13 protein-coding genes and 2 pseudogenes are annotated in these 10,271 nt (G+C 67.5%); 7 read left to right on the plus strand and 8 right to left on the minus strand.

Annotated features, from left to right (window positions below; genetic code table 11):
- Positions 1-46: 46 nt before the first annotated feature.
- The gene (locus G6W55_RS18695; protein ID WP_175521988.1) at positions 47-325 is read left to right on the plus strand and encodes a hypothetical protein; all 279 of its coding nucleotides are present in this window, start codon (positions 47-49) and stop codon (positions 323-325) included.
- 25 nt (positions 326-350) lie between these two features.
- On the opposite strand, the gene G6W55_RS18700 is transcribed toward G6W55_RS18695, so the two are convergent.
- From G6W55_RS18700 to G6W55_RS18720, 5 genes are all read right to left on the minus strand, one after another.
- On the minus strand, positions 351-965 hold the full coding sequence (locus G6W55_RS18700) for a hypothetical protein (protein ID WP_175521989.1): 615 nt from the start codon (positions 963-965) through the stop codon (positions 351-353).
- A gap of 2 nt (positions 966-967) precedes the next feature.
- The gene (gene htpX / locus G6W55_RS18705) at positions 968-1,888 is read right to left on the minus strand and encodes a zinc metalloprotease HtpX (RefSeq protein ID WP_175521990.1); all 921 of its coding nucleotides are present in this window, start codon (positions 1,886-1,888) and stop codon (positions 968-970) included.
- Positions 1,889-2,000: 112 nt separating this feature from the next.
- Positions 2,001-3,251, minus strand: a complete 1,251-nt coding sequence (locus tag G6W55_RS18710; RefSeq protein WP_175521991.1) for a hypothetical protein — start codon at positions 3,249-3,251, stop codon at positions 2,001-2,003.
- Between the two features lie 17 nt (positions 3,252-3,268).
- Positions 3,269-3,418, minus strand: a complete 150-nt coding sequence (locus G6W55_RS18715; protein ID WP_175521992.1) for a hypothetical protein — start codon at positions 3,416-3,418, stop codon at positions 3,269-3,271.
- 49 nt (positions 3,419-3,467) lie between these two features.
- Entirely contained in the window at positions 3,468-3,725 is a 258-nt protein-coding gene (locus G6W55_RS18720; RefSeq protein ID WP_175521993.1) for a hypothetical protein, read from the minus strand.
- A gap of 463 nt (positions 3,726-4,188) precedes the next feature.
- Between G6W55_RS18720 and G6W55_RS18725 the strand changes: the two genes are divergently transcribed.
- Positions 4,189-4,905, plus strand: coding sequence for a hypothetical protein (locus tag G6W55_RS18725; protein WP_175521994.1), 717 nt, complete (start codon positions 4,189-4,191; stop codon positions 4,903-4,905).
- A 306-nt stretch (positions 4,906-5,211) separates the two neighbouring features.
- On the opposite strand, the gene G6W55_RS39585 is transcribed toward G6W55_RS18725, so the two are convergent.
- Positions 5,212-5,709 (minus strand): HEPN domain-containing protein, encoded by a 498-nt coding sequence (locus G6W55_RS39585; RefSeq protein WP_175521995.1) that lies wholly within the window; start codon positions 5,707-5,709, stop codon positions 5,212-5,214.
- A gap of 8 nt (positions 5,710-5,717) precedes the next feature.
- Positions 5,718-6,872, minus strand: a complete 1,155-nt coding sequence (locus G6W55_RS18735; RefSeq protein ID WP_175521996.1) for a DUF262 domain-containing protein — start codon at positions 6,870-6,872, stop codon at positions 5,718-5,720.
- A 124-nt stretch (positions 6,873-6,996) separates the two neighbouring features.
- Between G6W55_RS18735 and G6W55_RS18740 the strand changes: the two are divergent.
- The 5 genes and pseudogenes from G6W55_RS18740 to G6W55_RS18760 form a co-directional block, all read left to right on the plus strand.
- A pseudogene (locus G6W55_RS18740) lies at positions 6,997-7,366 on the plus strand (protein spdB); the annotation flags it as partial.
- A 21-nt stretch (positions 7,367-7,387) separates the two neighbouring features.
- Positions 7,388-7,708 carry a hypothetical protein gene (locus G6W55_RS18745; protein ID WP_175521997.1) on the plus strand — a complete coding sequence of 107 codons (321 nt, stop codon included), beginning with the start codon at positions 7,388-7,390 and terminating at the stop codon, positions 7,706-7,708.
- On the plus strand, positions 7,699-8,022 hold the full coding sequence (locus G6W55_RS18750) for a hypothetical protein (protein WP_175521998.1): 324 nt from the start codon (positions 7,699-7,701) through the stop codon (positions 8,020-8,022). Before G6W55_RS18745 ends, G6W55_RS18750 begins: the two co-directional genes overlap by 10 nt.
- 595 nt (positions 8,023-8,617) lie before the next feature.
- Positions 8,618-8,839: a hypothetical protein gene (locus G6W55_RS39590; RefSeq protein WP_375372458.1), complete on the plus strand. Its 222-nt coding sequence runs from the start codon at positions 8,618-8,620 to the stop codon at positions 8,837-8,839.
- A gap of 43 nt (positions 8,840-8,882) precedes the next feature.
- Positions 8,883-9,920, plus strand: a complete 1,038-nt coding sequence (locus G6W55_RS18760; protein WP_254876327.1) for a site-specific integrase — start codon at positions 8,883-8,885, stop codon at positions 9,918-9,920.
- 100 nt (positions 9,921-10,020) lie between these two features.
- On the opposite strand, the pseudogene G6W55_RS18765 reads toward G6W55_RS18760, so the two are convergent.
- Positions 10,021-10,271 (minus strand): annotated as a pseudogene (locus G6W55_RS18765) (glutamine synthetase); the annotation flags it as partial.

Raw genomic sequence — 10,271 nt, forward strand, 5'->3', positions numbered from 1 at the left:
GAAAAGCGGATGCACCCTGCGTGACGATGTCCCTACCCTCGATGTCATGGGCACCATCGTCTTGACCGGGACCGTGGTCCTGGTCCTCCTGGGATTCGGAAACCCCCTCTACTGGCTCGCCGCCGTGGCCCTGCTCCACCTGTACGTGCGCCACGGACGCGGCCCGTCCACCACGGGCACGGGCACCGGCACCGCCACCAAGGGCACCGGCACCGGCACCGCGACCGCCGCCGGCGCCGCGCCGACGTCGTACAAGGCGTACCGCGACCGCCGTGACCAGCAGGCGAAGTGGGAACGCCGCTACCGCCGCGAGCGCGGTCTGTAGGACCCGCCAGGACGCACCCCGGGTCTCACAGGCCGGGCGCGCCCCACACCGGGAACCACCGGCTCAGATCGGGCTCCAGGCGAAGATCGTCCTCCAGGACCGCCTTCACCTGGAGTTCGAGCGCGTTGTCGCGCCGCTGCTCCTGCCCGGGCAGCGGCGCGAACGGATAGAACGTGCCGCGCTTGTAGAGGTACACCAGCGCCAGCGGACGGCCGCCGGTGTCACGGCCGTCGGCGTCACGGCCGTCGGCGTCGGCGAACCCGGCGAGCGAGCACAGCAGTTGGGGTCCGAAGCCGTTGACCTCCATCGCGCTGTTCACCGCGTGCAGATCGTTGACCAGCAGGGACAGCTCGTCGGGGGAGCGGTGCGAGACCAGCCAGGAGTAGCCGTGCTCGTCGCGCAGCAGCCGCACCGGGGGACCGGTGCGGTCGGTGTCGGCGTCCAGGAGCGCCTGGACCTCGTGGTGCGTCTGCTCGAACGCGGCGCCCTCCACGGTCGCGAAGCAGACGGCGCCCCGCCCGGTCGGGGTGAACCCGGTCGCCGCCTCCAGCGTCACCGCCGCCGAGGGGAGTGCGAACAGCCGGTCCAGATCGGGCGCGACCGGTTTCGTCCGGCCGAGCAGGATGTCCAGCAGCCCCATGATCAGCCCGCCTTCCCGGGCTCGGCGGCCCGGCCCAGCTCGGCCGAGATCCTGCCGAGCTGGTCGAGGCGCTGCTGAAGGCTCGGGTGGGTGGAGAAGAGCCGGGCGAGACCGGGCTCGGCGCCCAGCGCCGGGGTGAAGTAGAAGGCGTTGAACGCCTGGGCCGTCCTCAGATCCTTGGTGGGGATCCTGGCGATGTCCCCGGAGACCTTCGTCAGCGCGGAGGCGAGCACCGAGGGCCGTCCGGTGAGCAGTGCGGCCGCCCGGTCCGCGGCCAGCTCCCGGTACCGGGACAGGGCCCGGATCAGCAGGAAGCTGATCGCGTACACGGCCGCCGACACACCCATCACGGCCGCGAAGACCACCGCGGTGTTCTGGTCCCGGCGCCCGCCGCCGAAGAGCTGCGAGTAGAAGGCGAACCGGACGATCAGCCCGGCGATCACCCCGAGGAACGACGCGATCGTGATCACCGCGACGTCCTTGTGCGCCACGTGCGCCATCTCGTGCGCGAGGACGCCCTCCAGCTCGGCCGGTTCCAGCCGCCGTAGCAGGCCGGTGGTCACGCACACCACGGCGTTGTCGGCGTTGCGCCCGGTCGCGAACGCGTTCGGCATGTCCATCTCCGACACGGCCACCACCGGCTTCGGCATGTCCGCCATCGCGCTGAGCCGGTCCACCACGGAGTGCAGCTCGGGATACTCCTCCCGCTCCACGACCCGCCCGCGCATCGCGAACAGCGCGATCCGGTCCGAGAACCAGAACTGGGCGCCCAGCATCCCCGCCACGACCACGACGACCAGCACCCATGACTTCAGCAATACGATCAACGCGACGACGAACGCCACGTACAGCAGCCCCAGCAGAAACATCGTGACCGTCATCCGCACGGTCAACTGCCGGTCGCTCCGAAATCGACTCCGCATCTGCATCACCCCACACCGAGACCTGGGCCCCACTGCCAGTGTGCACCGCCCCCGCCCCATGAACGGCCCCAGAGCGCCCCCGGTCCCAGCAAAGACCGTCCCGGGGGCCCGCTCAGCCCCGCGCCCCCGCCTCCCACAGCAGCGGGCGCAGCGCGGCCTCGCCGAGGTGGTCCGCCGCCCGTGTCAGCAGCGCGGTCACCTCCGGATCGCCGCCGGGCACGGTCACCGTCGGACGCCAGCCACGCACGGAACGCTCGGCCCGCTCGGCCAGCCGTACGTCCGGATCGTCCAGCAGCGTGACGGCGGCCCGCAGCCCCGGCACCCCGCCGTACGCGTCCAGCAGCCGCAGCGCGGCCGTCCGCACCGCCGGGGGCCGCCCGGCGCCGAGCCGGGCGAGCAGCCGGTCCGCGGGCAGCCGTTCCGCCGACGGCAGCAGCGCGGCGGTGACCTCGCGCACCACCGAGGGCGACGGGTCGTCGAGCAGCGGCCACAGCCGTGTCACGTCGACCGTGTCCAGGACACGCAGCCCGGCCACCGCCCGCGCCCGGACCCCGGCCGCCGGGTGCCCGAGCAGCGGCCACAACGTCACGGCGTCCGCCCGCTCCCCGCACTCGGCCAGCCCGAGCACGGCCCCCGGCGGCAGCGAGGGATCGGCCGGGTCCGCGCACCGCTCCCGGTACCAGGCCCGCGGATCCCCGCCGAGCTGCCGTACGACGTACCGGGCGCAGGCCCGCACCATGCCCGACCGGTCGGGCAGGAACCCCGCCGCCCGCTCGGCGCGCCCGGCCCGCCGCAGCTCGGTGACACCGGCCGACCGGGCGCGGGGCCCCCGCGCGCCGAGCAGCGGTTCGAGTACGTCGTCGCCGACGCCGTCGGCCGTCGCGGCCAGGGCGGCGTCCGCGCACAGGGACTGCACAACCGCGTCGGCGTCCCGGGCGGCGGCACGGGCCAGCTCGGCGGCGGAGAGGAGCCCCTCCTCGACGGCGAGCCGGTGGGCGAAACGCCGCACGGCGCGGTGGGGGTGCGTGTACAGCGGCGCGAGGGTCCCGTCCGGGGCGGCCCGCAGCAGCGCCCGGGCCAGCCCGGTGACGAAGTCACCCCGCTCCCGCCGCCCGACCCGCAGGATCAGCGGCATCAGCCCTACGACGGTCCGGGCGTCGAGCGTCTCCGCCAGCAGACGCCGGGCTTCCTCGCGCACCTGGGGCACCCAGTCCGTGCAGCGCACGACGACCAGCGGCAGCAGTTCGGGAAACGCGCCGACCCGCGCGAGCGCGGCGCCCCGGATCCGGCCGTCCCGGTGGCACAGGGCGAGCGCGAGCTGCTCCTCGGTGAGCGGCCGACCGCCACGCACCAGCTCTGCCACGTCCGGCCCGTCGACGGTCAGCTCCCAGGCCGCCCCCCCCAACTGCCCTGCCGCACTCCGGCGTCCAGCGCGATCCATGCCTCCGGATCGTCACCGTCCACCACGTCCCGCAGCAGATTCCCCCTGGCCAGCCGTACCGCCGCGGCTTCCCCGCCCCCGATGTCCATGCCGTGATCGTAGAGGCGAGGCCAGGCATGAGCGACGTATTAGTACGGCCTAGTACGGCGCCCGGAACCGCACATAACCCAGCAGCAGGATCACCGCCGCCACCACACCGAGCACGATCGTCGTCGACAGCCAGGACGATCTGCGGGGCGCGGACGGCCCGGGGTCACCGCGGAACGGCACCGGCTGCGGCGGGTTCTCCTTCCAGCGGGCGGCCAGCATGCGGGCCCGCGCGGACGGCTCCTTGTGCTCGGCCCCGTCCGCCCAGCGGAGGTCGAACTCCCGCTCCTCGTCATCCCGTTGAGCCATCGCCGTGCCCCGCTCCCCGTTACCGCGACTCGAACATCCGTACCTGTCACGATACGACGGTGCCCCCACCCCGGAAAACCGGGACGGGGGCACCGTACGGGCCGATCACACGTCGAAGAAGTGACGTCCTGACTCGATGACCTCGGTGGCTCGAAGCCGTCGTTGCGCTGACCTGCGAGGAAGCTGTTATTGCTGGTCGTTATCGGTTGTCGTTGGTCACCGTGGGACGGCCCATAGACGGCCCCGCCGCACCCGGCGGCGGCCCCCTTAGTCCCGCCCTCCGTGATGCGATGGTCGCTCTCATCTGAGAGCTCGCCGACAGGCTTGCCCCCGCTGTCAGCCGAAGCGGCCCCTTGAGGCCTGCCGGGATCCAAATAAGGACGGCGCGCGTCTCCTGATGCACGATCTTGAACCAAGGGGGCCCTTGCTCGTGAGTGATTCGCCACGCAGTAGACGCATTGGCATGGCGCGACGGCTGCCGCGGCCCGACCGCGTCCGACCGCGTCCGGCTCCGCCCGAGAGTCGGTGGTATCGCCGTTTCGACTGGAATCGAGTAGCGGCAATCGCCGGCGTCGCCCTGGGAATCGGTACCCTCGCCTTTACAGGAATCGCGACCTACTATCAGGCTGAGGTCTCCGCTGACCAGCTTGCCCAATCGAAGGAAGATGCCGCAGATAAGGCCAAGAGCCAGGCTGAGCGCATCGCGCTGTGGGTGGAATACAACAGCCTCGGCGAACCGGTCGTTCGCGTCATGAACCGGTCTCCCGACCCCGTCACCAGCGTCGTCATCAGCGTGGGGATCCGGAAAGCGAAAAACGACGATAAAGAATACAAGGCGTTCTATCTTCCCGTGCCCAGCCTGCGGCCATGCTCCATCCTCCCCGTGGAGCTCAACAACGTGCGCTACCGGCAGACGGGGGTAAAGAAATCCTACACATTTCCCGCGGCAGAGGGCCCGTACCAAGTTAGAGCCGACGCGGTCGACTTCGTGGATTCTCACGGGCAGGTCTGGTTCCGTACGAGCGAAGCACTTCAGCCGAGGGAGAGCGAGCCGCTTTCGAAGTTCGGCCGCCTCCTGCAGCAGGTAGCCAGGGAGCATGCGGACGGAGACGCGGTGCTCGGCTTCCAGGCAGAGCCGACACCAAGTTCAGCCGGCCAGTGTGAGAGCACGACTTCCTGACCCCCTCAATCGGCTCAGAGGGAAGGGCTCACACTCTTGGCGCCGCGGAGTCAGCTGGCGCGCTGGGATCCTAACGATCCGCTCTGATGGTCTACCTCCGAAGATGTCAGGAGAAGGGGAACGGCTTCCAAGACCGGCCATCCGGTCGAGGCGGAACACGCCCTGACCTGCTAGTTCTTCGACAAAACGTGGATGACACCCGTCTGGTTGGCCACAGGTTGGCCAGGACGGCCCATGCACCGGTTCACCGGCAGATGAGCACGCGCCCACGTTGAAGACAAACAGTATGCGCTCAAAACTAGACAACTAAGGTCGATTTGGATTTAGGTTGTCCAGAAACCAATCCGCAATCTCAAGTGCACACTCATAAAGCACCACAGCTTTACTGCGGTTGAGTCCTTCACTCTGACCGTGCGCGATCTGATGTCTCCGGTTAACCAGAAATGATAGTTCACGGCTAAGTCTTTGGTCATCTGCGTCGAGCAGGTCCCTGAGGCGCGCCTCGAAGTCCCCACCAAACCGCCCTGCCAAAGAAATAATATTGTCGGGGGAAGGATTTTTCGTGCGGGTTATCCATGATTGAGAGAACACCCTGACAGGGCCTCCCGACTTGCCATCAATGTAGGCCCTGGCGCACTCAAATGTTACCTGTTCGAGGTACCCACAGATCCGCACTACAAAAAACCTTACGAGCCAGATTTTTTCATCATCTGTCCGCTCCCCCGGAGGATTCTTAACCCACTCGGCCAACGGCTCGATATCCTGGCGCAGGCGCACTACCTCGCGAGGCGGCCACGATGACATGCGGCCCCCTAGATGCGAGAGAATTCCCTGGTAGCCAAATCAAGACGCTTCCTAACATACTCTTCTGTCGCCGTTGAACCAGAAATGGTTGACGCTGTCTCGCTGTTGGACGTGAACGCCCGCACAGCACTTGTGACCTCGTCCGGGGCAGGTAGTGATCCGCCATCGACTCGACGCATTAGCCCAACATATAGCGCCTCCGCGAGTGCCGCATTTACCTGCGAACTTTGGAATCTCAAAGCACTTCGACCAGGGCCAGACAGCAAAAGCTTGGACGCTTCAACGAAAAGCTTTGCAAGTTTCTGGTTATCGAGCCCTTCGAGATTCCGATGCTGCCCCAAGAACTCATTGAGGAACTTCTTTTGCGGCCGGAAATATCGCCCCGAATTCTGATAGAGCGCCAAAATGCGAAGGATCAATTCTTGATCCCGAAGGCGTAGAGACCGTGCACCATAGAGTTGTCGCCACTCGGAACTCTTGTTTAGATTCTCCAGGAAATCGACAAGGGCGCCGGGGTAGAGAGCAATCCGGATCTCATGGGGCGTGAGTTGAGTTCCGCCAGAGTTGAGGCGCTCGAATACTTGGTAGATCGCTTCAAGAGACTGGTCGCTGCCATCGGTCTTGACAATCGTTGCCTGAATGAACGTGTTATCGAGTTGGCGCCGCTGCTCAGGTCCGAGCGTCCGGTACGTAAGGCCCTTGAATACGTCGGCAACATTATCTAGTGAAAATTCGCGACCAGCATGAATGCCTTCATAAAATGCACCAAGCGTGCGCAACCTCTGCTGCCCATCAAGGACCAGATATCTGCGATCAACTTGTTGCACAAGCATAATCCCGGGAATCGGGTAGCCCATCAACAGAGACTCAATGAACCTGTCCATTTGAGGCCTACGCCACACGAAGCCCCTCTGGAATCCAGCGACTTCTAGCGAGTCATCGCCGTGCCCAAAGGTAGGAATTACAATGTCACCTCGCTTCAATCGACGAACAAGACCTTCGACGTCAAAGTCGGTGCCGGTATAAGTAACTGGCTCGGCTTCGTGCTCAGCAGCCGCCAGATCTTCTTGCTCTTCGAGTGTTAGAACATCCTCGTGCGCGTCGAACTGCGCTTTCACATCACCATCGGCCATGGCTACAAGATAGGCCACTTCGCCGGTCATCGGGCCACATCCCCCAACGGTCGGAGCATGATGGCCTGCGGCCGTGCAAGGTTCGGCCCACCCTGCGGTCAGGGTGGCAGGTTGGCACTGAGCGACCCGTGCACGAGCGAGCTGACATCGGGGAGTGACGCAGGCTGGCGCACGCGTCCAGGCCAAGACCGCCGCCGCTCTCGCCGACGCTGGAGACAGCGCGGCGGGTCGAGGACACCGGCAGGGCGCTGACCAGCGTCACGCCCGACGTCACACCCGCGTGGGAACTGCCCGTGTGGGGCCCCTCGGAGCCGGTTGCCGCGCTCCCGCCGGGGGACGGCAACACCCTCTCGGACGCCGCCCTCGACGCGCTGGTCGAAGAGATCCGGCACAGCGAGACGCCCGCCCTGTCCTACCGCGAGATGGCCATCCGCTTCCGCACGGCCGGCCACTCCGCATCTGAAATGCGCCTGCGCGCCGCCTGGACGCGCGTCGTGGCCTACCCCTCCCGCTCCGCACCGTGACTGTCTGAGGAGTCCTCACCCATGGGCAAGCCCGACACCCGCAGCATCGACCGCGAGATCAGCAAGACGAACCGCAAGCTCGAAGCGGTCCGCCGGGGCGAGATGTGGCCCCTGAACAGCAGCGAGCGCCGCGCCGTCCTCGGTGCGTTCACCGGGGGCTCGTACTGGGTCCTGCGCGGTAAGAGCACCACCCGCCAGGAAACCCGGCTGGAGTCCGTCTCGGAGCAGGCGGTCACCCGGCTGACGGCCGAGATCACCGCGCTGCACATCGAGCGTCAGCGCGTCGTGCGCGAGTACGCCGCCGCCAAGGCCGCCAAGAAGGGCGCGTCCCGGTGGTGGTGAACACGCCGCGCGTGATAGGCCGTTCCCCGGCCGCACACCCGGACGACCCCACCCCGTGCGGCGGTGACGTCGTGGTGACCGTGCTGGACCGCGCGAACGCGGGCGCGGACGGCTGCGAGCACCACGGCGCCCGCATGCTCGCCTCCCTCGACGGTGGACGCGTCTACGGCCTCCCACACGCGGCCCCCGGTACCGCCATCCGCGTGTTCAGGGCCGCCGACGGCATCCGCCCTTTCTGCTGGTACGAGGACGCCCCGCGCACCGAGCCGTCCCCGTTCAGCCACGCGGAGAACCGCGCCCGTCACGGCGCCTGAACCACCCCGCTCCGCCCGCTCTCGATTGCTGGGCGGGGCGCCCCTCATCTCCCCGCCCCGCATGGGGCAGTCAGGAGTGCTCCCCGTCATGGGTGACACCGTCGTCCACCTGCACAAAGACACCACCCCCGCCGAACCGTCCGCCGTGACCACGCTGACCGTGGTCCCCGACCCCGCCCCGCCCGCCCCGGTCCCGCTGTGGGTCCGCTCCGGGCGCGCGGTGAAGACCGCCGTCACGCACGAGAACACCCGCACTGCCGCCCACGCCGTCGCCCGCCACAGCCTGTACGTGGTGGGCGGGGCGCGGATCATGGCTCGCCGCACGTGGGACGGCAAGACCGCCGCCCGCTACGAGCGGTTCATGCGCGCTGCGGAAGCCGCGGGGAACATTGGACGCGGCCATGGAGTGGGAGGAGCGGGCGCAGTGCTACCGCGACGGCCGCCACCGCCGTCGCATGGACCTGCTCCATTCCCCGGTGGACGCGGCCAAGGGCGCGCTGGTCGGCACCGGTATGGGCATAAGCGGTCTGGTCGCGCTCGGGGTCGTGCTGGCCATCGCCAACGAGGAGACGTCACCGACGTCATCACCCCGCTCATGGCCGTCATCAAGGCCATCGGCCTGCTCATCACCATCGTGTCTGTGGTGTGGGAACCGCTCGTGTCCCCGGGACCGTTCCTCGCCCTGCTGGCGCTGTGGGCCGTCGGCAGCAAGCAGCAGGCCGCACCGCAGTGGGCTCTTCCCGCGCACGTCCGCAACGGCAAAGGGGTACATAGGCCCCGACGGCACCGAGAAGTCCAAGAGCTTCTCGGACGGTAAGAAGATACTCGCCGAGAAGTGGCTGAGCGCCATCGAGACGGACATGACGCGCGGGCAGTACGTCGACCCGTCGGCCGGCAAGGTGACGTTCAAAGACTTCGCCACGGCGTGGCTGGCGTCTCAGACCACAGACCCTTCCACCATCGTGAACATGGAGTTGCGGTCTCGGCTGCACGCTTTTCCGTACATCGGTTCGCGCTCCATGACCGCATTCCAGCCGACCCGTATCCGCACGTGGGCGCGGGCCCTCATGGACTCCGGAATCGCAGCGTCATATCAGCGGACCGTGTTTGCAGACGTCTCTGCCGTGTTCGGCGCGGCCGTGGACGACGGCATCATCTCCCGCAATCCCTGCCGTGCGGGTTCCGTTCGAGCGCCCAAGCTTGATCCTCGGAAGATCAAGCCGTGGACGCGTGATCGAGTGGTGGCTGTTCGCGCCGGACTCCCGGAGCCGTACGCCACGACTGTGGACCTCGGCGCGGGGTGCGGTTTGCGACAAGGTGAGATCTTCGGGCTGGCCGTTGATGAGGTCGACTTCGATGGGGGAGTGCTGCACATCGCACGGCAGGTCAAGCTGGTCGGTCCGCAGATGGTGTTCGCCCCGCCCAAGGGCGGCAAGCTGCGAGACGTGCCGCTGCCCGACGTGGTGTCGGATGCGCTCGCTGCGCACGTCACCCGTCGGCCCCCTATCGACGTCACTCTGCCGTGGAAGACCCCGGATGGCCCGCCGGTCACAGCGAAATTGCTGTTCTACTCGCGGGAGCGTAAGGCGCTGAACAGGAACTACTTCAACATGTACCTGTGGAAGCCCGCCCTGATTGCTGGCGGTGTCATCCCGGAACGGGCGCCGGGGGAGCGGTTCAAACCGTCGCGTGAGCACGGCATGCACGCCTTGCGGCACTACTACGCGTCGGTCCTGCTGGACTCGGGAGAGAACATCAAGGCTTTGGCCGAGTACCTCGGTCACTCCGACCCGGGGTTCACGCTGCGGACGTACACACACCTGATGCCGAACAGCAGGGACCGGGCGCGCCGGGCCATCGACTCGGTGTTCGGTAAGGGCGTGTCTCCCAGATCCTGAGCGCAAAAGGCCGCCGGCCGTGCCCCTCCCGGAGTGGGAAGAACACGGCCGACGGCACACGGCCCAGGGGAGCGGAAACCCACTCTGACCTGGGGCAATATCACACGTCGAAGTACAGCTCGAACTCGTGCGGGTGCGGGCGGAGCTGGAGGGGGGCGATCTCGTTGTTGCGCTTGTAGTCGATCCACGTCTCGATCAGGTCGGACGTGAAGACGTCGCCGGCGAGCAGGAACTCGTGGTCCGCCTCCAGGCGGTCCAGGACGGCCGGGAGCGAGGTCGGGACCTGGGCGACGCCCGCGTGCTCCTCGGGGGCCAGCTCGTAGAGGTCCTTGTCGATCGGCTCGGCCGGCT

Source organism: Streptomyces sp. CAI-85, from assembly GCF_013363615.1.
In the GTDB taxonomy this organism is placed as follows: Bacteria; Actinomycetota; Actinomycetes; order Streptomycetales; family Streptomycetaceae; genus Streptomyces; species Streptomyces antibioticus_B.

Coding starts and splice junctions, on each gene's coding strand:
- G6W55_RS39585 (WP_175521995.1), bottom strand. CDS start 5,709: ATGTCATCGTGGCCGCCTCGCGAGGTAGTGCGCCTGCGCCAGGATATC.
- G6W55_RS18700 (WP_175521989.1), bottom strand. CDS start 965: ATGGGGCTGCTGGACATCCTGCTCGGCCGGACGAAACCGGTCGCGCCC.
- G6W55_RS18760 (WP_254876327.1), top strand. CDS start 8,883: ATGACGCGCGGGCAGTACGTCGACCCGTCGGCCGGCAAGGTGACGTTC.
- G6W55_RS18720 (WP_175521993.1), bottom strand. CDS start 3,725: ATGGCTCAACGGGATGACGAGGAGCGGGAGTTCGACCTCCGCTGGGCG.
- G6W55_RS18715 (WP_175521992.1), bottom strand. CDS start 3,418: ATGGACATCGGGGGCGGGGAAGCCGCGGCGGTACGGCTGGCCAGGGGG.
- htpX (WP_175521990.1), bottom strand. CDS start 1,888: ATGCGGAGTCGATTTCGGAGCGACCGGCAGTTGACCGTGCGGATGACG.
- G6W55_RS18695 (WP_175521988.1), top strand. CDS start 47: ATGGGCACCATCGTCTTGACCGGGACCGTGGTCCTGGTCCTCCTGGGA.
- G6W55_RS18735 (WP_175521996.1), bottom strand. CDS start 6,872: ATGACCGGCGAAGTGGCCTATCTTGTAGCCATGGCCGATGGTGATGTG.
- G6W55_RS18745 (WP_175521997.1), top strand. CDS start 7,388: ATGGGCAAGCCCGACACCCGCAGCATCGACCGCGAGATCAGCAAGACG.
- G6W55_RS18725 (WP_175521994.1), top strand. CDS start 4,189: ATGGCGCGACGGCTGCCGCGGCCCGACCGCGTCCGACCGCGTCCGGCT.
- G6W55_RS39590 (WP_375372458.1), top strand. CDS start 8,618: ATGGCCGTCATCAAGGCCATCGGCCTGCTCATCACCATCGTGTCTGTG.